Source organism: Lysobacter avium (assembly GCF_015209745.1).
Lineage (GTDB): Bacteria > Pseudomonadota > Gammaproteobacteria > Xanthomonadales > Xanthomonadaceae > Novilysobacter > Novilysobacter avium.
Map to the genome: position 1 here is coordinate 470,633 of NZ_CP063657.1, position 22,019 is coordinate 492,651.

Genomic DNA, 22,019 nt, shown 5'->3' on the forward strand with positions numbered 1-22,019 from the left:
ACTCATGAAACAGATTGAACAGCACGCCAGTTTTGGCGGCAGCCAGGAAGTCTGGCAGCACGCGTCCAGCACCCTGGGCGTGGACATGGACTTTGCGGTCTACCTGCCGCCGCAGGCCAAGCAGGGGCCGTGCCCGGTCCTGTACTGGCTGTCGGGCCTGACCTGCAACGAACAGAACTTCATCACCAAGGCCGGCGCGCAGGGCTATGCGGCCAAGCACGGCGTGATCCTGGTGGCGCCCGACAGCAGCCCGCGCGGCGAGGGCGTCGCCGATGACGAGGCCTACGACCTCGGCCAGGGCGCGGGTTTCTACCTCAACGCGACCCGCGAACCGTGGGCGAAGCACTACCGGATGTACGACTACATCACCCAGGAGCTGCCGGCGCTGGTGGATGCGCATTTCCCGACCACCACCGCGCGCGGTATCAGCGGGCACTCGATGGGCGGCCACGGCGCGCTGGTGATCGCGCTGCGCAACCCGGGCATGTTCCGCAGCGTGTCGGCGTTCTCGCCGGTGGTTGCGCCCAGCCAGGTGCCGTGGGGCGAGAAGGCGTTCAGCGCCTACCTCGGTGATGATCGCGAAGAGTGGAAGCAGTGGGATGCCACCGCGCTGGTCGCCAATGCCAGCGAGCGCCTGCCGCTGCTGGTCGACCAGGGCGATGCCGACAACTTCCTCGAGGAGCAGTTGCGCCCGCAGCTTCTGCAGCAGGCCTGCGAGGCGGCCGGTCACCCGCTGACCCTGCGCATGCAGCCGGGCTATGACCACAGCTACTACTTCATCGCCAGCTTCATCGGCGAGCACATCGCCCACCACGCCAAGGCGATGAAGGGCTGATCATCGGGGATAGGGATGGCGCGCGGGGTCGCTTGAAGGCACCCCGCGCGCGGCTCGGCTGTGGTTCAGGACGACGCGGTGGTCTGATCCGCGAGCTGGAAGTCGGTAAACGCGAAACGTCCGTCGCGCAGCACGGTGTCCCCACGCTGCAGCTGAAGCGGCCGCTGGAACATCGGGCCGTCTTCAACCAGGGTGTGGAACTCGCCGTTCTCGCCGCAGGGGTCTGCGCCGGCGGGAAGGTCCGCCAGCAGCGTCGTATCGAAGAGGCGGCCGGCGAAGCGCGCGTCCAGTTGTTGCGTATCCACGCAGCACAGATGGGTGCGCAGGCCACCGTCGAGCATCTCGGGCGCCAGCGCGGTGGTATCGCTGCCGAACAACGGCGTGAGGATGCTCCAGCCGTGGCGGGCGCACATCGCCTCGCGCCAATCGCGGACGTCTGCCAGCAGCAGGTCGCCGAACGCGACCGTGTCGATGCCCGGCCAGCGATCGCGCGCCTGACGCAGACTGGCGGCGAAGGTGGCCTCGTAGGTGTCGTTGTCCGAGCCGTGCGGGATCACCGACTCCAGCAGCGGCAGGCCGACGGCGTTGGCTTGCGCGCGCAACACGTCGCGGCGGATGCCGTGCATGGCGACCCGCTGGAAGTCGCCGTTGAGGGTGGTCAGCAGGCCGACCACCTCGACGTCGTCGCGGCCACGCAGGTGGTGCAGCGTCCAGGCGGCGTCCTTGCCGCCGCTCCACGCGAGCAGGATCCGGCGCGACATCGGTCGCTCAGGCGGACTTGACGTCGCGCAGTTCCCACGCGCTGCCGGCGAGCAGGCGCAGGCGCTGCTTCAGGACGGTTCCCGGGATGTTGGTGGTCACGACCAGGTCGATGTGCAGGTCGTCCTGTGCACCTTCCACCGTCGCGTCCGGGTCGGTGGCCGCAAGGGATCGGTCGACCTCGTCAGGTTCGTCCTGCTTGAGCCGCCAGCGCTCGAAAAGAGTGTCCCCGCGCAACGCGGACTGCAGCTCCGCGGCGAAGCCAGGGCCGCTCTGGGCGGTGAAGGACAGGTCCGGGTCGGCGCCGCGCGCGCGCGCGCCGTCGGGGAGGGTGATGTAGTAGCGGGTAGCCATGCGTAAAAATCCTTTTTTTCTGAATACCCCAGCTTAGGGTGCCGGCGATCGGATAGGGGTGAAGCCAATCCTTGTTGCGCGAGCTGACAAGCCCGCAGGTCTTTTGGCACTGCGCATACCCACCTTCCCATCCGGCATCATCGGGACACCGGGAGCGCCGCTCCCATTCCGTCCCTGGAGTGCCCATGCGTCGCATCCTCGCAGTATCCGCGTTGTCCCTTGCCCTGTGTGTCGCCTGCTCGCCCGGCGTCACCACCAAAGCCGCGGCGCCGACCGCCGCGTCCGTCCAGGCCCCCAGCGAGGACGCGCGCCTCAACGCGTGGTTCGAGCGCAAGTACGAGGAGCAGTTGCAGTTCAGCCCGATCCAGATGACCTTCCTGGGCCGCAAGGATCGGTATTCCGAGATCGACGACCTGTCACGTGCGGCAGGGGAGCGCCAACTGGCGTGGCAGATCGCTGCGCTGCAGGAAATGCAGTCGAACTTCGATTACGGCGCGCTCGGCGACGATGCCCAGCTCTCGTGGGACCTGTTCAAGTACCAGGTCGAGCAGTCAAAGGCCGGCCACCGGTTTGTCGATCACCAGTATCCGTTCGAACAGATGGGCGGCATGCAATCGCAGCTGCCGACCTTCCTGATCAACTTCCACAAGGTGGAGGACGAATCGGATTACCTTGCCTATATCGCCCGACTTCGCGAGGCGCCGCGGGCTTTCGGGCAGCTGATGGAGCAGGTGAAAATTTCGGCGAAGAAGGGCATCCGGCCGCCGCGTTTCGCCCACGAGGGCGTGCTCGAGCAGGGTGGCAAGGTGGTCACCGGCGCCCCGTTTACTGACGGCGCCGACAGCGCGCTGTGGGCCGACGCGCAGGCCAAGGCCGATGGGCTGGTGAAGGCCGGCAAGATCGATGCGGCACGTGCGGCCGAGTTGAAGGCGCAGGCCCGCGCCGCGCTGGTGGAAGCGGTGCAGCCGGCGTATGCGGAAATGCTCGCCTGGTTCAAGGCCGACCTCCCGAACGCCAAGGCCAATCCCTCCGGCGTCGGCACCACCCATCCCGATGGCAAGGCCTATTACGCCCAGCGCCTGCAGGCATCGACCACGACCGACCTCACCCCCGATGAAGTGCACCAGATCGGACTGGACGAAGTGGCGCGGATCCGCGGCGAGATGGAGGCACTGAAAGAGCGCGTCGGGTTCAAGGGCGACCTGCAGGCGTTCTTCCACTTCATGCGCACCGACCCGCAGTTCAAGTATCCCAACACCGATGCGGGGCGCCAGGCGTACATCGATGACGCCAGCAAGGCGATCGCCACCATCAAGCAGCAGTTGCCCAACTACTTCGGCCTGCTGCCCAAAGCCGACATCGTGGTCAAGCGGGTGGAGGCGTTCCGCGAGGTGGACGGCGCGGCGCAGCACTACTATCCCAGCACCCCGGATGGCAGCCGGCCGGGCGTGTACTACGCGCACCTGTCGGACATGAACGCGATGCCGAAGACCGAGCTGGAGGTCATCGCCTACCACGAGGGACTGCCGGGCCACCACATGCAGATCGCCATCGCGCAGGAACTGGAAGGCGTACCGGAATTCCGCAAGCAGGCCGGGTTCACCGCCTACGCCGAGGGCTGGGGCCTGTACGCCGAGTGGCTCGCGCGCGAGATGCCGGGCACCTACACCGACCCGTACTCCGAGTACGGCCGCCTGACCTCGGAGATGTGGCGGGCGATCCGCCTGGTGGTCGACACCGGCATGCATGCCAAGGGCTGGACCCAGCAGCAGGCGGTGGCGTATTTCGCCGAGAACAGCTCGATCCCGACCGAGGCGATCGAGGCCGAAGTGCGCCGTTACATCACCTGGCCCGGCCAGGCGACGGCCTACAAGATCGGCATGATCAAGATCCAGCAGCTGCGCGCGAAGGCCGAAGCCGAACTGGGCGGTGATTTCGACATCCGCCGTTTCCACGACGCGATTCTTGGCGGCGGCGCGATGCCGCTGACCCTGCTGGAGCGGCGTATCGACCAGTGGATCGTGGACGAGAAAAAGGCGGGCTGAGGTCGGGGCGGACCCTGCCGACCTTCGTGGCGAATGTCCCCCGGCCTCCGCCTGCGGCGGAGGCCTCCTCCTTTATTTCGCCCCGAAGGCCGGCAAGTCCCGCCCCTACGCTGTGGGTTCGGAGCCGCCGGATTTACCTTCCGCAACAGCCGCCACTATTTAACGTCGGGGATGCATGCCCTTGGGTGTGAAGTAAAGGAGGAGGCACCGGTTTGACCGGTGCCGGGGGACATTCGCACCCAAGGGTATGCGTCCTCGGCGCTTCTACTAACGCACTGCCGCTGGATACGCCGGCGGCAAACCGCCGCGCTCAGCCGGAACATCCGGCTGCAGATACCGATCCCGCAGATCCGTCTGCCGGCTGCGCATCGGGATCGGCTTGCCGTCGAACCAGACCTGGGTGGCCACCGCATTCACTTCCAGAGGGTCGCCGCTCCACAGCACCATGTCGGCACGCTTGCCAACGGCGATGCTGCCGAAAGTGTCAGCGACGCCGAAGATCTTCGCTGGCACCGACGTCAGACCGGCCACGCCAAGGTCCCAGGGCAGGCCGTGGGCCACGGCATTGCCGGCCGCCTGGCGGATCTTGCGCGCGTTGTGGGATCCGTCGCCGCTCTGACTGAAGCCCACCGTCACTCCGGCTGCTGCCAGCCGGGCGGCATTTTCCGGCGTCGCGCCGATCTGGTCGAAGCTCGACGGCAAGGTGTCCAGCGGATTGACGAACACCGCCACGTCCGCCGCTGCCAGCTGGGGTGCCAGCTTCCACGCCTCCGCGCCGCCGAGGATGGCGATCCTGACCTTGTGTTTCGCCGCCCAGCGCAACAACTGGCGGATGTCGGCGGCGCGGTCAACTGCGACCACGACGCGACCGCCGTTGTCCAGATAGGTCGCCAGTGACTTGCGCCCGGCGGGCGTCAACAACGCTGCCTTGGCGTCAGCCGGGATCCGGCCGCGCACCTCGTCCACCAACTGGTCCAGGATCATCCACTGCGCCGCTCGCGACTGTCCGCTCAGCCCGGCCGCATCCGCGCCGATGTCGACAAACAGGGCCTTCGGCCCGATCGGGTCCGCGCTGCCGTCGAGGCGGAACACACCGCCCTGGCCGCCGATGATCGAGCCTTCGCTGTCACTGCCGGCGCCCAGCAGGGTCCAGCCAATGCCCTCGATCCGGGCGACCGGGATCAGCAGCGAGTCGGGGTTGTAGGCGAGCGTCACGTCGAACTCCGGGCGCACCGGCATGCCCGCTGCCCCCAGTCCGAGCCGGCTGTCCACGGTCGAGCGCTCGCCGGAGACCTCCTCGATGCCGATCCCCGTGATGCCCCCGAACAGGGCCGGCGTCAGGCGGCGCTCGTTCGCGTCCACGACCCGCACGCCGGCCGGCGCGGTCAGCGCCGCACCGATCTGGCGGATAACGCCGCCGCTGACGAGTACGTCGGTGTTGGTCAGGGACGCCGGGCTCGTCCCGGTGTGCACGGTGGCGTTGCGAATCAGCAACTCCTGCGCGGTGGCAGGAATCGCGCACAGTGCCAGCACGGCCGCGGCCAGCGACGTCATTGCGAGGCGCTTCACAGGGCGCCTCCGGTGGTGGCGGGCTGGCCGAGCATGAAGTCCGAGGTCGCCCGCCGCGAAGGATCGTTGAGGTCATGCACGCGTGCGCCGTCGACGTAGACCTGCTCGGCCTTGGCGTACACGCTGAAGGGATTGCCGCTCCAGAGCACCACGTCGGCCATTTTCCCCGTTTCCAGCGTGCCGGTCTTATCGGCGATGCCCATGGATTTGGCCGGGTTGGCGGTCAGCCAGAGGATCGCCCGCTCCGGTGCGATCTCGATGCCGGCCAGTTGCGCGTGCGCCATCACCTTGGCGGCCTCCTGGTTGAGGCGCTGGATGTCGTCGGCCGAATCGCTGTGCAGGATCGCGCAGCTGCCCGGCTGGCGGTCCACCAGCGCGATGTTTTCCTGGATGCCATCGAATGCTTCCAGCTTGAAGCCCCACCAGTCCGACCACAGCGCGGCGCAGGTGCCGGAGCGGGCCAGTTTGTCGGCGATCTTGTAGGCCTCCACGCCGTGGTGGAAGGCGGCGATGCGGAAGCCGAACTCGTCGGCCAGGTCGAGCATCGTCGTCATCTCGTCGGCGCGGTAGCAGTGGATGTGCACGCGGATGTCGCCGTTGATCGAACCGGCGAGGGTTTCCAGCTTCAGGTCCTGCTTGCCGGCGCTTTCGGCCTCGTCCTGCCTGCCCCAGCGGCTTTTTTTGCGGGCCGAATCGTTGCCGCCGCCGTTCTTTTTCAGGTACTCGGCGGCCTCGATGAACGCGGCTCGATAGCCGGCGACGTTGCCCATGCGCGTCGCCGGGCCGCCCTTCTCGCCATAGACGCGCTTGGGGTTCTCGCCGCAGGCCATTTTCAGCCCCCACGGCGCGCCGGGAAACTTCATCGCCTGGTAGCTGACCGCGGGCACGTTCTTGAGCGTCACCCCGCGACCGCCGATCAGGTTCGCCGAGCCCGGGAGGATCTGCAGCGAGGTGATGCCGCCGGCGCGGGCGGCGTTGAAACCCGGATCCTGGGGCCAGACCGAATGCTCGGCCCACACTGCCGCGGTCACCGGCGCGGTCATCTCGTTGCCGTCGCTGTGCGCGCGCACGCCAGGACTCGGGTAGACGCCCAGGTGCGAGTGCACATCGATGATGCCCGGAGTCACCCACTTGCCGCGCCCATCGACGACGGTCGTGTTGGCGGGTACAGACAGGTTTACGCCGACTCCGGCGATTCGGCCGTCCACCATCAGCACGTCGGCGCCCTCCATCCGCTCGCCGGTGCCGGTGAGCACGGTCGCACCCTGCAGCAGCACGGCCGGCGAGGCAATCACCTGGTAGGTGCTCGGATAGGGATCGGGCAGCGAGGAGGGGCGCGCGTCGGCGGTCGACGCTGCGGCGCCGAGTGCCAGCGCGAGCGCGGCCGCGAGCAGCGCGGTATGTGGTCGTAGCATTGGATTTCCCCTTTGGGTCGCGGCGGCGATTGCGCCAGCGTTGCCATGCATTCACCGTAGCCGCGGACCGCAGCGGTGCCAAGAGTGACGTTGGTCATGCAGCCAGCCCGGTCGGCTGTTCACCGCGCCGTAGACGCAGCTCCTGCTACCTTCGACGCCTTTCCTGATGAAGAGGTGCCCGATGGACACGACGGCCGCAGCGGTCCTTGAATTCTGGCGTGAGGCCGGCCCCGACATGTGGTTCGGGGGCGGCGAAGCCTTCGACCGACGGGTGCGCGAGCAGCTGGGGGAAGCGCACATGGCCGCCTCGCGCGGCGAGTTGCACGAGTGGATGGAGTCGGCGGAAAGCGCGATGGCGCTGGTCCTGCTGCTGGACCAGGTCCCGCGCCACATCTTCCGCTGCAGCGCGCACGCCTACGCCACCGATCCCCTGGCCTGCGAGGTCGCCACGCGGGCGGTCGGGCACGGCTTCGACACCCAGATCGATCCCGAGCTGCGACGCTTCTTCTATCTGCCCTTCACCCACAGCGAGGATCCGATGCAGCAGCAGCGGTCCGTCGAACTGCACCGGACCATGCCCGGCGAGGAGCCCGACAAGTGGGCCGTGCACCATCAGGCGATCATCGAGCGTTTCGGGCGGTTCCCGCACCGCAACGCGCTGTTTGGACGTGCCACCACGCCGACCGAACAGGCGTGGCTGGACGAGGGCGGCTTCAGTGGCTGAAGCCGCCGCGAGCGCGCCGGCTCAGTAGGTCGGCACGCTCGGATCGACCTTCGCGCTCCACTCGGCGATGCCGCCGGCGACGTTGTACAGGCGCTTGAAGCCGAGCGCGCGGAAGTCTTCGGCGACCTGGGCGCTGCGCACGCCGGTGTGGCAGATGAACGCCAGCCCGGTGTCCCGGGGCAGGTCTTCCAGTTCCGCGCGACCGTTGCCGTCGAGCGTCTTGAAGGGAACCTTGACCGAGGCCACCGCACGTTCCTCGGCCGGGCGCGTATCCACCAGCACGACGTCGCCGTCGACCACCTTGGCGGCCGCCTCGGTCACTTCCAGCACGCTTACCTTGGGTGGTGCGTTGGGGTTGTCGATCACCAGGCCGCGGCCACGCTCGTCCTCGACCCAGTCGATCGACAGGCCGCGTGCGCGCTGGGCGCTGGCGACGTCGAACTGCACGCGCAGGCCTTCGGCCTCGCTGGTGATGGCGTTGTCATCGACGGGAGCCAGCTGCAGGCGGGCGTTGAAGCGCGGGTCGATCTCGACCTGCAACGCATATCCCTTGCCGGCGTTGCCCACGGCCTCGCCAAGCATTTGCGCCGCCGCCGGCGTAATGGTGATATCCGGTGGCGTGCGGTCCGGGGCCGGCACGCCCAGCGCGGTGTACAGCTCGCCGGAGCGGGCAATCTGCTCGATGATGTCGCTGCCGCCGACCAGCTCCTTGTCGATGTAGAGCTGCGGGATCGTCGGCCATTCGCCGTAGACCTTGATGCCTTCGCGGATCTCGGGATCCGAGAGCACGTCCACGTGCTGGTACTTCACCCCGGTCGCGCCCAGCAGTCCGACCGCCTTGGCCGAGAACCCACACTGGGGCGCCGCCGGCTCGCCCTTCATGAACAGGACGACGCGGTTGGTGGTGAGCAGTTCTTCGATGCGCGAGCGCAGTGCGGGATCAAGTGACATGACAAGGCTTCCGTAAGATGCGGACGGATTACGTCCCGGGTAGGCCGGCCAGTGTAACGAGGCGTGGCTGACGCTGGCATGATCCAGATCATGGCGATCCCCGTAGCCCACCGTGTTCCCCGTCGTCCGCACGCGTGGTGGATAATCCTGCTCGCGTCCCAACTGGTGGTGGCGGCGGTCTGGTGGCGCTGGGGATGGCTGGTCGGCCTGCCGGCGATGCTGGCCACCCATCTGCCGTTCCTGTGGGGCACGCTGACGCCCGATTCGCGGCTGTTCAGCCCGGTTCTGACTCGCCTGCCGACCGAGGAGCGCGTGGTGTGGCTGACCATCGATGACGGTCCATCGGATGACACCGTGGCGGTGCTGGACCTGTTGGATGCGCATGCCGCCAAGGCGACGTTCTTCCTGGTGGGCGAGCGTGCGCGTGAACGACCCGAGCTGGTGCGCGAGATCGTGAGGCGCGGGCACGGGATCGGCAACCACAGCCACAGCCACCCGCAGTCGGTGTTCTGGGCGCTGGGCCCGGCGCGGATGCGCGAGCAGATCGGTCTTGCGCAGGCCGAGCTGACGGCGATCGCCGGCGTCGCGCCGCGCTGGTTCCGTGCCGTGGTCGGCATGGCCAATCCGTTCGTCGCCACCGCGCTGCGCGAGCACGGCCTCGCCCGCGTCGCCTGGAGCGCACGAGGCTTCGACGCGGTCGCCGCGGATCCGCAGGTGGTGGTCGCGCGTATCGAGCGCGACCTGGCGCCGGGCGCGATCGTATTGATGCACGAGGGGGCCCGGCATGGGCGCAACGTGGAAACGCTGCGAGTGCTACTGCAGCTGCTGGAGAAGCAAGGGTTCCGAGCAGTGCTGCCGGTAGCGGACGCGCGGGACGGCCCGGCTGGATCCAGAAACTCCACCGATCCGGACGCGGCACGACTTGATTGGCGACCTTCGCCGCATCCGCGCGAGGCGAATCCCGTCCACGGCAAAACGCCGCCCGGAGGCGGCGTTTCCTGATGTAGCGGATGTTTTGCGAACGCGGGGGTGCCGCTCAGTAATCCAGCGCCGACTTCTCGCGTGCAAACGGGTTGAGCTTGCGCCAGTCACCCGGGTACTTCGGCCAGTTGCCGGCCAGGTACGGATGCCCCGGATCGGCCTTCTGCAGGCGTGCGCGGGTGTCCGCGGCCAGGGTCTCATTGCCCAGGCCCGTGTACGCAGCGGCGAGGGCGGCGATCGCGTCGTTCTGGTACTTGCTGTCGGGGTAGGTCTCCAGCAGGTAGGTCGCACGTTCCACCGCCGCGACATAGGCCGTGCGGCGCAGGTTGTACAGCGAGACTTCCAGCTCATGCCGGGCGAAGGTGTTCTGCAGCTCGGCCATGCGCTCGCGCGCGTCGGCGGCGTAGCGGCTGTTGGGATAGCGCTCCACGACGATGGAGAAGTCGTTGTAGGCCTGGTGCGGGGTGGCCAGGTCGCGGCGGCTGGGATCGAGCTTCCAGACCTTCTGCAGGAACACCGTATCGCGGCTGGAGTTCACCAGCCCGCGCAGGTAGTACAGGTAGGCGATGTTGCGGTGCGTCGGGTAGGTACGGATGAAGCGGTCGATGCTGCTGATCGCTTCCTCGTGATTGCCGGCCTTGTACTGCGCGTAGGCGGTCTCGATCAGCGCCTGCTCGGTGTAGGGACCGTAGGGGTACTGGGCGACCAGGCCCTTGAAGTTGGCGGCACCGGCGGACCAGTTGCCCCGCTTCATCGCGGCGTGGCCCTTCTCGTACAGCTCCTCCACCGGCGCGGCCTCCGGAGTGGTGTCTTTCTTCTTGAACATGGAGCAGCCGGGGCCGATGAAAGCGAGGATCAGCAGCAGCGACAGCACGCGGAGGGGGGCATAACGATGGGTCATGGTCGATATCACGGGCGCCGGGGGCACGAAGCGCCGATAATAGCAGTCCCGCGCCGTGTGCCCTTAACCGTGTCCTGCCAATGAGCCAACCCGAGATCGCCCTCCAGGCCACCGTGCCCGTCGCCGCCGCGGGCCGCCGCTTCGATGCCGTGGTGGCGGAGCTGTTCCCGGCGTATTCGCGCTCCCGGCTATCGACCTGGATCAAGTCGGGTGAGGTGCTGCTGGACGGCAATTCCGTGCGCCCGCGCGATCTCGTGCACGGCGGCGAGTCGGTCAGCCTGAACGTGACGCCGGACGTGCAGACGCGCTCGGAGCCGGAGGACATTCCGCTGGACGTCCTGTTCGAGGACGAGCACGTGATCGTGATCGACAAGCCCGCCGGCCTGGTGGTGCACCCGGGCGCCGGCAATCCGGACGGGACGCTGGTCAACGCGCTGCTGTACCGCCAGCCCGACCTGAACGCGCTGCCGCGCGCCGGCATCGTCCATCGCCTCGACAAGGACACCTCCGGGGTGATGGTGGTGGCGCGCACGCTGGTGGCCCACACCGCGCTGGTCGAGCAACTGTCATCGCGCGAGGTCCATCGCCAGTATCTGGCCGTGGTGTCGGGCGCGCTGGTGTCGGGCGGCACCGCCAAGGCGCCGATCGATCGCCACCCGCGTGACCGCATCCGCATGGCGGTGCGCGAGGACGGTCGCGACGCGATCACCCACTTCCGCCTGCGCGAGCGCTTCCGCGCGCACACCCTGCTGGAGTGCCGGCTTGAAACGGGTCGTACCCATCAGATCCGCGTGCACATGGCGCACCTCAAGCATCCGATCATCGGCGATCCGCTGTACGGCGGGTCCCTGAAACTGCCGCGTGGCGCGAATGAGGCGCTGGTGACCGCGCTCAAGGGGTTCAGGCGTCAGGCCCTGCACGCCGAGACGCTCGAGTTCGTGCATCCGGTGACCGGCGAGCCGGTGCGCTGCAGCGCGCCGATGCCGGCGGACATGCAGGCCCTGGTGACCGCACTGCGCGACGACACCGCCGAGGCGCTCGAGCGAGCGCGCTGAGTGGGCGCCTCACCGCTCCTGCCCGCTGACTGGCCCGCGCCGCGCGGGGTGCACGGGCTCACCACGCTGCGTTATGGCGCGGGTGTGTCGGTGGCGCCGTTCGAGCGGTTCAACCTGGGCAACCGCTATGCCGCCGATGGCGACGATCCCGCGGCGGTGGACGCCAACCGGGCGGCGCTGGTCGGCGTCGCGGGGCTGCCCTCGGCTCCGGTGTGGTTGCGGCAGGTGCATGGGACGGGAGTGTTTCGGGCAGGAGGGAGCCATGCCGCTTCAACGGCGTCGACGGGCAGCGGACCGTCGAGCGGTCGCGCTCCGGGTGAAGCATCCAACGAGCCGGAAGCCGACGCGGCGGTGACGTCCGTGCCCGGCACGGTGCTGGCCATCCTCACCGCTGATTGTCTGCCGGTGCTGCTCTGCGCCGATGACGGCAGCGAGGTGGGCGCCGCCCACGCCGGCTGGCGGGGCCTGGCCGGCGGAGTGCTCGAAGCCACGGTGACAGCGATGGCGATGGCGACGTCGCCGGAGCGCCTGATCGCCTGGCTGGGACCGGCCGCCGGTCCGCAGCACTACGAGGTCGGTCCCGAGGTCCGCGATGCGTTTGTCTCGCGCGACCGCTGGGCGGAGAACGCATTCATCGCCACCCGTCCCGGGCACTGGAATGTCGACCTGTACGCGCTGGCGCGGCGCCGCCTGACGGGCGCGGGGCTTGTGGCGGATCGCATCTTTGGCGGCGGTTTGTGCACTATCGCCGACCCGGCGCGCTTCTATTCGCACCGCCGCGACCAGCGCACCGGGCGAATGGCGTCACTCGTCTGGCTCCAGCCCGATTCCTGGACCCGGCGGAAAGCAGACGGGCCCGAATCGAGCCGCTACTTGCCGTCGAACGCGTCAAGCCCGAGGCGCATCCAGCGTTTCGCCACTTCATCGCGATCCACCAGCACGTCCCAAAGGGTGTCCTCGCTGAGGATGCTGTACTCGCCGTGGCACTCGAGCGACACGTTGTTGGCGTGGTCCTCGCGCCACTGCGGGCTCTGGTAGTACGCCTGCAGTTCGTGCAGCAGGGCCTGCGCCTCAAGCCACTGCTTCTGCGCCTCTTCCTGTTGCCGGTGCAGTTGGCGCCAGCGCTCGTACTTCCGCTGCATTGCCTGGGGATCGTATTGGGGCATGTCGAGTTCTCTTTTTTGGGGATCATGCCGCAACGGCGATGACCGGCACGCAAACAAGCCGGCGGGATCTTGAACTGGCGGCCTTAAACCTCATGTCTTGGGTATCGCGACCCCGCGCGGTCGCCCTGAATCTCGAGGAAACGACATGCGGATGGACAAGCTCACATCACGCTTCCAGCAGGCGCTTGCGGACGCGCAATCGATGGCGGTCGGGCGCGACCACAGCGTCATTGAACCGGTGCACCTGCTGACGGCGCTGGTCGACCAGAAGGACGGCAGCACGCGCCCGTTGCTGTCGCAGGCCGGCGTCAACGTCCCATTGCTGCGTGAGCGCCTCGGTGAGGCCTTGCAGAATCTCCCGACCGTTTCGGGCCAGGCGGGCAACGTCAGTGTCGGCAACGATCTTTCCCGCCTGCTCAACCTGGCCGACAAGTACGCCCAGCAGCGCGGGGACGGTTTCATTGCCACCGAACTGTTCGTGCTGGCCGCGCTGGAGGATGGTGGAGAGACTGGCCGCGCGCTGAAGGCCGCCGGCGCGGACAAGTCCCGCCTGGAGGCGGCGATCGACAGGATTCGTGGAGGTGAGGCCGTGCAGTCGGAAAACGCCGAGGACCAGCGCCAGGCGCTGGAGAAATATACCGTCGATCTGACCGCGCTGGCCGAGGCGGGCAAGCTCGACCCGGTGATCGGTCGCGACGAGGAAATCCGCCGCACGATCCAGGTGCTGCAGCGCCGGACCAAGAACAATCCGGTGCTGATCGGCGAGCCCGGCGTGGGCAAGACCGCGATCGCCGAAGGCCTGGCCCAGCGCATCATCAACAACGAGGTGCCGGAAGGCCTGCGCGGACGGCGGCTGCTGTCGCTGGACATGGGCTCGCTGATCGCCGGGGCGAAGTTCCGCGGCGAGTTCGAGGAGCGCCTCAAGGGCGTGCTCAGCGACCTGGCCAAGAGCGAAGGCCAGGTGATCCTGTTCATCGACGAGCTGCACACCGTGGTCGGCGCCGGCAAGGCCGAAGGCTCGATGGACGCCGGCAACATGCTCAAGCCGGCGCTGGCGCGCGGCGAGCTGCACTGCATCGGCGCGACCACGCTGGACGAGTACCGCCAGTACATTGAAAAAGATGCCGCGCTGGAGCGCCGCTTCCAGAAGGTGCTGGTCGGCGAGCCCAGCGTGGAGGACACCATTGCGATCCTGCGCGGTCTGAAGGAGCGCTACGCGGTCCACCACGGCGTGGAGATCACCGATCCGGCAATCGTCGCCGCCGCCACCCTGAGCCACCGCTACATCGCCGACCGCCAGTTGCCCGACAAGGCCATCGACCTGATGGACGAGGCGGCCAGCCGGATCCGCATGGAGATCGACTCCAAGCCCGAGGAGCTGGACCGCAAGGAGCGCCGCCTGATCCAGCTGAAGATCCAGCGCGAGGCGCTGAAGAAGGAGAAGGACGAGGCGAGCAAGCAGCGCCTGGCCGACCTGCAGGACGAGATCGCCGTGCTCGAGCGCGAGTTCAACGACCTGGAGGAGGTCTGGAAGGCCGAGAAGGCCACCTTGCAGGGCGCGACGAAGATCAAGGAGAAGATCGAGGCAGCCAAGCTGGAGCTGGAGGCCGCCCAGCGCGCGCAGGACTACGGTCGCATGAGCGAGATCCAGTATGGCCGCCTGCCGGAGCTGGAAAAGCAGGCGCAGGCCGCGCACGAGGCCGAGACCAAGGGTTTCACCCTGCTGCAGGACAAGGTCACCGACGAGGAAATCGCCGAGGTCGTCAGCCGCTGGACCGGCATTCCCGTCTCGAAAATGCTCGAGGGCGAGCGCGAGAAGCTGCTGCAGATGGAAGAGCTGCTGCACAAACGCGTCATCGGCCAGGACGAGGCGATCAAGGTCGTCTCCGATTCGGTGCGGCGCTCGCGCGCCGGGCTGTCCGACCCCAACCGCCCCAGCGGCTCGTTCCTGTTCCTCGGACCCACCGGCGTGGGCAAGACCGAACTGTGCAAGGCGCTGGCGGAGTTCCTGTTTGACAGCACCGAGGCGATGATCCGCATCGACATGAGCGAGTTCATGGAGAAGCACGCGGTCAGCCGGCTGGTCGGTGCGCCCCCGGGGTACGTCGGTTACGAGGAGGGCGGTTACCTGACCGAGGCGGTGCGCCGCCGGCCCTACAGCGTGATCCTGCTCGACGAGGTGGAAAAGGCGCATCCGGACGTGTTCAACATCCTGCTGCAGGTCCTGGACGATGGCCGCCTGACCGACGGCCAGGGCCGCACGGTCGACTTCCGCAACACGGTGATCGTGATGACCTCCAACCTGGGCAGCCAGATGATCCAAGAGATGGATGGTGATGACTCACCCGAGAGCTACACCCAGATGAAGGCCGCGGTGATGGGCGTGGTGCAGAGCCACTTCCGCCCGGAGTTCATCAACCGGCTGGACGACATCGTGGTGTTCCATTCGCTGGACAAGCAGCAGATCCGCGAGATCGCCAAGGTCCAGCTACATGGCCTGGACAAGCGTCTGGCAGAACGCGGCCTGGCCCTGGAGTTGTCAGACAGTGCGTTGGCCCTGCTGGCCGATGTCGGCTTTGACCCGGTGTACGGGGCGCGGCCGCTGAAGCGCGCAATCCAGCAGCAACTGGAGAACCCGCTGGCGAGCAGGATCCTGTCGGGCGAGTTCATCAGCGGCGAGACCATCCACGTCGATGCCGAGCGCGGGCATCTGGTGTTCAAGAAGGGCTGAGCGGGGCATGGACTGAAGGCTCCACGCTGTTCTGACCGCTGGCCAAAATAAAAAGAGCCCCGCATGTGCGGGGCTCTTTCATTGCAGGCGCTGGTGTGCACCTATATCCAGCGACGTTGCTTACCACTTATAGGCGATGCGTCCGTAGACAAATGCGCCGTTGAAGCCGCTCGGCGATTGACTGCTGTACGGGAACTGGTTGTGGTTGGCGTTGGGCGCGATCGTGCGGTCGGGATACTCGTTGAGCAGGTTGTCCGCACCCACCGTCAGCGCCCAGCCCTGGCTGGGCTTGAAGCTGGCCGAGGCGTCCACCGTCCAGATGGCGCCGTAGGTCTGGTCGTAGTCCGGGTTGCCCGTCTCGCCGACGCGGGTGGTGAACTCGCCATAGCGCGTCGCACCCAGGACGAAGTCCCAGCGATCGAGGTTCCAGGCTCCACTGAGCGTGGTCTTGTTGCGCGGGAATCCTTCCTCGATCCGGCCCTGCTCGTCGCGACCGACGCGGTAGAAGTCGGCGTCCAGTGCGGTCAGCACCGGCGGATTGGGCGCCACGCGGGTGACCTCGGTCTTGTTGTAGTTGTAGCCGGCGGTGAGGGTAAGCGTGCCGCTTTCCAGCGGAACGCCGTAACTGCCGATCACGTCGACGCCGCGGGTGCGGGTATCGATGGCGTTGTTGAAGTAGCGCGCCGCGGTCACCCCGTTGATCCCGAGGCTGGCCAGCAGTGCCTGCGCGGCAGCATTCGACCCCAGCGGGAGGTTGGACGAGAGCACGATGCGGTCGTCGATTTCAATCTGGTAGGCGTCGACGGTGAGGTACAGCTGATCGATCGGCTGCAGGACCAGCCCCAGGCTGTAGGACAGCGAGGTCTCGGCCTGCAGCGGCTCCGCGCCGAGGGCACGCGCCGCGGCGCTGTTGGCGGGGAAGGTTCCGGAATCGAAGAAACGATCGAGCGCGCCGCTGTAGTTGGAGGTCACCACCTGGTAGTGCTGTTGGGACAGCGACGGCGCACGGAATCCGCTCGCGACGGTGCCCCGCAATGCCACTGCGTCGGTGAATTCATAGCGGGCCGAGAGCTTGCCCGACGTCTCGCTGCCGAAGTCGCTGTAGTCCTCGTAGCGCCCCGCAATGCCTGCGGAGAATTTGTCGGTGAAGTCCGCCTCCAGGCCGATGTAGGCCGCATAGCTGTCGCGGTCGAAATGGCCGGAGTTCTGCGGCGTGAAGCCCTGGAAGCCCTGCGCGCCGCCATTGGCGTAGGAGTTGGGTTCGCCCGGGGACTGGTTCCACTTCTCGCGGCGGTATTCGGCGCCAAACGAGAGCGTCGCCGGGTATTGCATTCCCCAATCCAGGGTCTTGGTGACATCGGCGTTCACCAGGTTCTGGGTGTATTCCAGCGCCCCGTCATAGAAGCTGGTCGGGCTGGCGGATCCGAGGCTGTAGTTGAGCGTGTTGCGGGTCTGGAAGTCGATGTGGTTGTAGCCGTAGTTGTAGCTCACGTCCCACATCCAGCCGCTGTCGTTGCTGCCCTTCAGGCCGGCTACCAGCGATCGGTCCTGCGACAGCATCGCGATTTCGGGCACGTAACCGGCGTCGTAGAACTGCGAGATCAGCGCGCCCTGGCCGCTGTGGTTGCGTGAGCGGTGAAACGCGTATGACGTGATGTCCCGATTGCTGGCCGCCGCAGTCGCGTAGGCGCTGATGTTGTCGCTGAAATCGAAGCCGGCGTTGGCCGAGACCGCGCGCGAGTCGACCTGCGGATCGCCGTACATGTAGCCCACTTCACCCAGGCCGGGATTGTTGCCCTGGTTGGGCAGCGCCGACGGCGAGTAGGGCTGGAAAGGACCGGCGCGATTGGTTGGATCCTGTTGTCCGAGCTGCCCTGCGACGTGGACGAAGCCGCGGTCTTCGGCAAAGCGCGCGCCGGTGTCGCCGGAGAGCTGGAACTGCGAGCCGTCGCCCGCGGAGTAGCGACCGAAGTCGACGGCCAGTCCGCCGCCGCCCTCGCTGCCCTTGAGCACGATATTGACCACACCGGCGATGGCATCCGAACCATACTGGGCGGAGGCGCCGTCGCGCAGTACCTCGACCCGCGCGATCGCCGCGACCGGAATGGCGTTGAGATCCACCGCCGAGGAACCGCGGCCGATGCTGCCGTTGACGTTGAGCAGGGCGGATACGTGGCGGCGCTTGCCATTGACCAGCACCAGCACCTGGTCGGGCGAGAGGCCGCGCAACTGCGCCGGACGGATCGCGCTGGTGCCGTCGGTCACCGCCGGACGCGGGAAGTTCAGCGAGGGCAGGGCGCGCGCGAGCGCCGTCGCCAGCTCGGTGGTGCCGGTGGCCTGCAGGATCTCGGGGGTGATGATGTCGATCGGCGACTGCGACTCGGCGACCGTGCGGTCAGTGACCCGGGTGCCGGTGACGATGATCTGGTCAAGGGTTGTAGGGTTTCTGGGAGCTGGCGCGGACTGCGCGAAGGCGACCGGAGCAGCGATGGCCAGTGCGATGGCGAGGGGGAGGCGGCGTGGCGTCATGGGGGAGTTTTCCGGAATTCGCCGTAGCGACGGCGTCCTCCCTATTAACGCAATTTTAGCGCTTGGGTCAAACGGCCCCGATGGAATGCCGGGTGAACACGCGTGCAACGACGGGCTGCCCGCAGGATGAACGGGCAACCGCCCGTTTCTCAGTCGCTTGCGACGCGAGGGAGATGGTTTGCACCGCGGTAGGTGGGCGTGGCCATCACCATCTCCGCCAGGCTGTGGGCGAGCTCGCGCTCGGCCAGCACCACCCCGTCCGCGCCGTGGGCAAGCAGGTGTTGCACCTCGCCATCGCTGTGCGCGCGCGCCAGCAGGGTCAGCGAGGGGTTGATCGCGCGCAGCTTGGCCATGGTCTCGCCGGCCTCCAGCGGTTGCGGAATGGCGAGGATCGCGATGGTCGCGTTTTCCGGATGTGCCTCGGCCAGTACCAGGTCGGCGGCGGCGTTGCCACGGATTGCCGGAATGCCCATCGCATGCGCGCGGTCGACGTGATGGCCGCTGTCGTCGATTACCAGCACTGGCACGCCTTTCTCACGCAGCAGCTTGACCAGCTCGCGGCCGACGCGGCCGAAACCGATCACGATCGCGTGGTTGTCCAGCTCCAGCGCGGGGCCGGCGGTGGGTACCGGCACTCCCTGCTCGGCTCCGCGCTGCTCGTTGCGCGCCTGCCAGCGATCCACCAGCACGAAAATCAGCGGGTTGAGCATGATCGTGATCAGCGCCCCGGCCAGCACCAGATCCTGCGCCTCGTCGTTCATGATCCCCAGCGCCACGCCCAGGCCGGCGATGATGAAGGCGAACTCGCCGATCTGCGCCAGGCTGGCGGAAATGGTCAGCGCAGTGATGTTGGGATAGCCGAATGCGCGCACGATGACGTACGCCGCCGCGGATTTGCCGAACAGGATGATCAGCACCGTGGCCAGCACATGCAGCGGCTGTTCCACCAGAATCCGCGGGTCGAACAACATGCCCACCGAGACGAAGAACAGCACGGCGAACGCGTCGCGCAGCGGCAGCGAGTCGCTGGCCGCCTTGTGGCTGAACTCCGACTCGTTGAGCAGCAGCCCGGCGAAGAACGCGCCCAGCGCAAACGACACCCCGAACAGTTCCGCCGAGCCGTAGGCCACGCCCAGCGCGATGGATAATACCGCCAGCGTGAACAGCTCACGCGAGCCCGTTCCCGCCGTACGCTCCAGCACCCACGGAATCACCCGGCGCCCGACCACCAGCATCACCGCGACGAAGGCCGACACCTGCATCACCGTCAGCACCATCGACACCACGATCGACCCGAAGGTGTGGACCTCGCCGCCCGGGCTGGGATTGGTGATCTCGCCCAGCACCGGCATCAGCACCAGCGCGACCACGCAAAGGAGATCCTCGACAATCAGCCAGCCCACCGCGATGCGGCCGCGGTTGGTGTCCAGCAGGCGGCGGTCCTCCATCGCCCGCAGCAGTACGACGGTACTGGCGGTGGCCAGCGAGAAACCGAACACCAGCCCGTGCACGGTCGACCAGCCCATCCACGAGGCCAGTCCCCAGCCGAGCAGCGTGGCGACCGTGGTCTGCGCCAGCGCGCCCGGGATGGCGATCCACTTCACGGCCATCAGGTCCTTGATCGAGAAGTGCAGCCCGACCCCGAACATCAGCAGCATCACGCCGATCTCGGCCAGCTGCGCGGCCAGGTCCTGGTCGCCGACGAAGCCGGGGGTGAACGGCCCGGCCACGATGCCGGCGGCTAGGTAGCCGACCAGCGGCGAAAGACGCAAGCGGTTGGCGAGCGCGCCGAAGACGAACGCCAGCAGCAAGCCCACGGCAATGATGTTGATCAGGTCGGTTTCGTGGGGCATGGGCGGCCAGTGCGCGTTCGGGAGTCGATCATGTCGGTGCGACTGTGCACCCGCAAGCGCGAAGGTCGCGTGCGACGGCCGGCTATCGGGGTCTGAACGAACGCACGCCCGGCCCTTTGAGTACAACACGGCCGGCCGCTGCGCCAAGGCTGCCCACGTACAATGCCCCGATGATTGCCTTCAAAGATTTCGCCCTCCGCCGCGGCGAGCGCCTGCTGTTGTCCAAAGTCGACCTGGTCCTGCAGGCCGGCTGGCGGGTGGGCGTGATTGGCCGCAACGGCACCGGAAAATCCTCGCTGTTCGCCGCCATGCAGGGCGAGCTGGAGGCCGATCGCGGCGATCTGGACATTCCCGGACGGGTGCGCGTCGCCAGCGTCGCCCAGGAGACGCCTTCGCTGCCGGATGCGGCGATCGACTTCGTCCTCTCCGGCGACGCGCCGGTGCATGCGGCGATCCAGGCCGAAGCCAACGCCTTCGCCAGCGAGGACTGGGAGGCCGTCGCCGAGGCGCACCACCTCCTCGAGGAACTCAATGGCTACGACGCCAGCGCGCGCGCCGGCAAGCTGCTGCACGGGTTGGGCTTTGCCGCGGAGGCCCACTCACGGGCGGTAAGCACCTTCTCCGGCGGCTGGCGCGTGCGGCTCAACTTGGCCCGCGCGCTGATGACGCCAAGCGACCTGTTGCTGCTGGACGAGCCGACCAACCATCTGGACCTGGACGCGGTGCTGTGGCTGGAGCAGTGGCTGCTGCACTACCCCGGCACGCTGCTGCTGATCAGCCATGACCGCGAGTTCCTCGACGAGGTCACCAGCCACACACTGCACCTGCACGACGGCAGCGCGCGCCTCTACACGGGCAACTACACGGCCTTCGAGCGCCAGCGCGCCGAGCATCTGCGGCTGCAGCAGATCACCCACGAGAAGACCCAGGCCGAGCGCGCCCACCTGCAGAGCTTCGTCGACCGCTTCAGCGCCAGCGCCGCGAAGGCCAAGCAAGCGCAGTCGCGGGTCAAGCGCCTGGCCAAGATGGCCGGCACCGAGGCGGTGCGTATCGAGCGCGCATTCCGCATCGAATTTCCCGCCCCCGCCAAGCTGCCCTACGCCCTGCTGCGGATCACCCATGCCGATTGCGGTTACAGCACGGATGCGGGTCCGGCGACAATCCTGCACGACATCGGCTTCATCCTGGAGGCCGGCGACCGGATCGCACTGCTGGGCCCCAACGGCGCCGGCAAGTCGACCCTGGTCAAGACCCTGGTCGGCGAGCTGCCTCTGCTGGCCGGCGAGCGCAGCGGCCATCCGGACCTGCGCATCGGCTACTTCGCCCAGCACACCGTCGAATCCCTGCGCGCCGGTACCAGCGCCATCGACCACCTGGCCGACATCGCGCCAGGCGTGTCCACCCAGCAGCTGCGCGATTTCCTGGGCAAGTGGAATTTCCCCGGCGATCGCGCCTTCGAGTCGGTGGACACCTTCTCCGGCGGCGAGCGCGCGCGGCTGGCGCTGGCGCTGATCGCGTGGCGGCAGCCCAACGTGCTGCTGCTGGATGAGCCGACCAACCATCTGGACCTCGACATGCGCGAGGCCCTGGCGGAAGCGCTGGCGGTATTTGAAGGCGCGATCGTGCTGGTCAGCCACGATCGCCACCTGATCGGCCTGGTCTGCGACACGTTCTGGCGCGTGGCCGACGGCACCGCGCAGGAATTCGATGGCGACCTGGACGCGTACGCGGTCTGGCTGCGCTCGCGCGACAGTTCCAATGACGGCAAGGCGCGCGAAAAGAAGGGTGTCGTCGCACCTGAGGTGACGTCCGCGCCTGCTGCCGCCCCGGGAAAGCCGCGTCGCGGCAAAGCCAACGCCCACAAGCTGGCGCGGGCGGAGGAACGGGTCGGCGAGCTCGAAGCGCGCCTGGCGAAACTGGAGTCCCGTCTCGCCGACCCGTCGGTGTACGCCGACGGCGGCGCGCAGGCGGTCGAACTGGGGCGTGAGCAGGCGCAGCTGCAGGGCGAGCTGGATGCCGCGGAAGCCGAGCTGCTCGAGCTCTACTAGGAAGACGCGGCCTGAGTCCCGGCGCTCGTGCGAGCATTGCGGACGTAACCGTATCGCGGACGGCGCCCGTCCGGGCCTGGTACCGCCGCACAGTCGGTAGCCG

The 22,019-nt window shown here is 67.6% G+C and carries 15 protein-coding genes and 2 pseudogenes; 8 read left to right on the forward strand and 9 right to left on the reverse strand.

The window, feature by feature from the left end; all coding sequences use genetic code 11:
- Nucleotides 1–4: 4 nt before the first annotated feature.
- Entirely contained in the window at nt 5–835 is an 831-nt protein-coding gene (gene fghA / locus INQ42_RS02090) for an S-formylglutathione hydrolase (RefSeq protein WP_194034950.1), read from the forward strand.
- Nucleotides 836–900: 65 nt separating this feature from the next.
- Here fghA and INQ42_RS02095 read toward each other — a convergent pair whose 3' ends face one another.
- The gene (locus INQ42_RS02095; RefSeq protein ID WP_194034951.1) at nt 901–1,596 is read right to left on the reverse strand and encodes an adenine nucleotide alpha hydrolase; all 696 of its coding nucleotides are present in this window, start codon (nt 1,594–1,596) and stop codon (nt 901–903) included.
- Between the two features lie 7 nt (nt 1,597–1,603).
- Complete coding sequence (locus INQ42_RS02100) at nt 1,604–1,948, reverse strand: hypothetical protein (protein WP_194034952.1); 345 nt, start codon at nt 1,946–1,948, stop codon at nt 1,604–1,606.
- Nucleotides 1,949–2,133: 185 nt separating this feature from the next.
- Here INQ42_RS02100 and INQ42_RS02105 point away from each other — a divergent pair, with 185 nt between their 5' ends.
- Nucleotides 2,134–3,993: a DUF885 domain-containing protein gene (locus INQ42_RS02105; RefSeq protein ID WP_194034953.1), complete on the forward strand. Its 1,860-nt coding sequence runs from the start codon at nt 2,134–2,136 to the stop codon at nt 3,991–3,993.
- 267 nt (nt 3,994–4,260) lie between these two features.
- Here INQ42_RS02105 and INQ42_RS02110 read toward each other — a convergent pair whose 3' ends face one another.
- Both INQ42_RS02110 and INQ42_RS02115 read right to left on the reverse strand, forming a co-directional pair.
- On the reverse strand, nt 4,261–5,547 hold the full coding sequence (locus INQ42_RS02110; protein ID WP_194035707.1) for an amidohydrolase family protein: 1,287 nt from the start codon (nt 5,545–5,547) through the stop codon (nt 4,261–4,263).
- Nucleotides 5,548–5,558: 11 nt separating this feature from the next.
- Nucleotides 5,559–6,977, reverse strand: coding sequence for an amidohydrolase (locus tag INQ42_RS02115; protein WP_194034954.1), 1,419 nt, complete (start codon nt 6,975–6,977; stop codon nt 5,559–5,561).
- A gap of 181 nt (nt 6,978–7,158) precedes the next feature.
- Here INQ42_RS02115 and INQ42_RS02120 point away from each other — a divergent pair, with 181 nt between their 5' ends.
- Nucleotides 7,159–7,701: a DUF924 family protein gene (locus tag INQ42_RS02120; protein WP_194034955.1), complete on the forward strand. Its 543-nt coding sequence runs from the start codon at nt 7,159–7,161 to the stop codon at nt 7,699–7,701.
- Nucleotides 7,702–7,722: 21 nt separating this feature from the next.
- On the opposite strand, the gene grxD is transcribed toward INQ42_RS02120, so the two are convergent.
- Nucleotides 7,723–8,652: a Grx4 family monothiol glutaredoxin gene (gene grxD / locus INQ42_RS02125; protein ID WP_194034956.1), complete on the reverse strand. Its 930-nt coding sequence runs from the start codon at nt 8,650–8,652 to the stop codon at nt 7,723–7,725.
- 90 nt (nt 8,653–8,742) lie between these two features.
- Between grxD and INQ42_RS02130 the strand changes: the two are divergent.
- A pseudogene (locus INQ42_RS02130) lies at nt 8,743–9,510 on the forward strand (polysaccharide deacetylase family protein); the annotation flags it as partial.
- A gap of 178 nt (nt 9,511–9,688) precedes the next feature.
- On the opposite strand, the gene INQ42_RS02135 reads toward INQ42_RS02130, so the two are convergent.
- On the reverse strand, nt 9,689–10,534 hold the full coding sequence (locus tag INQ42_RS02135; protein WP_194034958.1) for an outer membrane protein assembly factor BamD: 846 nt from the start codon (nt 10,532–10,534) through the stop codon (nt 9,689–9,691).
- An 80-nt stretch (nt 10,535–10,614) separates the two neighbouring features.
- Between INQ42_RS02135 and rluD the strand changes: the two genes are divergently transcribed.
- Nucleotides 10,615–11,589: a 23S rRNA pseudouridine(1911/1915/1917) synthase RluD gene (gene rluD / locus INQ42_RS02140; protein WP_194034959.1), complete on the forward strand. Its 975-nt coding sequence runs from the start codon at nt 10,615–10,617 to the stop codon at nt 11,587–11,589.
- A pseudogene (gene pgeF, locus INQ42_RS02145) lies at nt 11,590–12,414 on the forward strand (peptidoglycan editing factor PgeF); the annotation flags it as partial. It abuts the gene before it with no gap.
- 44 nt (nt 12,415–12,458) lie between these two features.
- On the opposite strand, the gene INQ42_RS13070 reads toward pgeF, so the two are convergent.
- A complete protein-coding gene (locus INQ42_RS13070) occupies nt 12,459–12,755 on the reverse strand; it encodes a DUF4298 domain-containing protein (RefSeq protein WP_194034960.1) in 297 nt (98 codons plus the stop codon).
- 145 nt (nt 12,756–12,900) lie between these two features.
- Here INQ42_RS13070 and clpB point away from each other — a divergent pair, with 145 nt between their 5' ends.
- Nucleotides 12,901–15,486, forward strand: coding sequence for an ATP-dependent chaperone ClpB (gene clpB, locus INQ42_RS02155; RefSeq protein ID WP_194034961.1), 2,586 nt, complete (start codon nt 12,901–12,903; stop codon nt 15,484–15,486).
- Between the two features lie 120 nt (nt 15,487–15,606).
- Here the strand turns inward: clpB and INQ42_RS02160 are convergent, their stop codons facing one another.
- Together INQ42_RS02160 and ybaL are read right to left on the reverse strand one after the other, a co-directional pair.
- A complete protein-coding gene (locus tag INQ42_RS02160) occupies nt 15,607–18,015 on the reverse strand; it encodes a TonB-dependent receptor plug domain-containing protein (RefSeq protein ID WP_194034962.1) in 2,409 nt (802 codons plus the stop codon).
- A gap of 149 nt (nt 18,016–18,164) precedes the next feature.
- Nucleotides 18,165–19,868 carry a YbaL family putative K(+) efflux transporter gene (ybaL, locus tag INQ42_RS02165; RefSeq protein WP_194034963.1) on the reverse strand — a complete coding sequence of 568 codons (1,704 nt, stop codon included), beginning with the start codon at nt 19,866–19,868 and terminating at the stop codon, nt 18,165–18,167.
- 170 nt (nt 19,869–20,038) lie between these two features.
- On the opposite strand from ybaL, the gene INQ42_RS02170 reads away from it, so the two are divergent.
- Nucleotides 20,039–21,916, forward strand: a complete 1,878-nt coding sequence (locus INQ42_RS02170) for an ABC-F family ATP-binding cassette domain-containing protein (RefSeq protein WP_194034964.1) — start codon at nt 20,039–20,041, stop codon at nt 21,914–21,916.
- The last annotated feature ends 103 nt before the right edge of the window (nt 21,917–22,019 follow it).